Here is a 788-nt window from a genome sequence, read left to right on the forward strand (position 1 = left end):
GGATTGGATTTATCTGTCAATGCAGGCGAGCGCATCGCTATTGTTGGTACAAGCGGGTCAGGTAAGAGTACTTTGCTGCACTTATTAGGCGGTTTAGATACACCGACTGATGGTGAAGTATGGTTGCATGGTAAGTGCTTAAATCATATGAATGAGACACAGCGCGGTGCTATGCGCAATCAGTATTTGGGATTTATCTACCAGTTTCACCATCTATTGGCAGAATTCACTGCAGTAGAGAATGTCGCCATGCCTTTGTTAATGCGGCCAAAAGTTTCTACAACAGACGCGCGTCTGCAAGCCATTGAACTGTTAGAAAACGTGGGTTTGGGTCATCGTTTGAATCATAGACCAGGAGAGTTATCAGGGGGTGAGCGTCAACGCGTGGCTATTGCCCGTGCTTTGGTGACTAAACCATCGCTTATATTAGCGGATGAACCGACTGGTAACTTGGATTATGACAATGCTCAATCTGTCTTTGGTTTGCTATCAGAATTACAAAGTACGACGCAAACAGCGCTACTAATGGTGACACATGATCGTAATCTGGCTGCATTGGCTGATCGGCAATTATTGCTACGAAATGGCCATTGGGCTGAGTATTAAGCCGCTGGGCCTGTACCAATAGCAAATTATATTTATATGATTTAAAGTCTGGCAAAGTTTATGAGGATACATATTATGACTGATAATAAAGATGAAAATGAAGATCCAGTTTCTGCTTTTGGTAGCGCTGAAGAAGGCAATGATCCGCGAAAAGATTATATTGACCCAACGCTGGTTGAGAC

The 788-nt window shown here is 43.5% G+C and carries 1 protein-coding gene; it reads left to right on the top strand.

Features of this window, described 5'->3' with window-relative positions:
- Nucleotides 1–606 (top strand): ABC transporter ATP-binding protein (locus tag ACS8FD_RS19345; RefSeq protein WP_439277056.1); only part of this gene is annotated, 606 nt, incomplete at its 5' end.
- Between the last annotated feature and the right edge of the window lie 182 nt (nucleotides 607–788).

The sequence above is a fragment of the Psychrobacter sp. 1U2 genome (genome assembly GCF_051847575.1).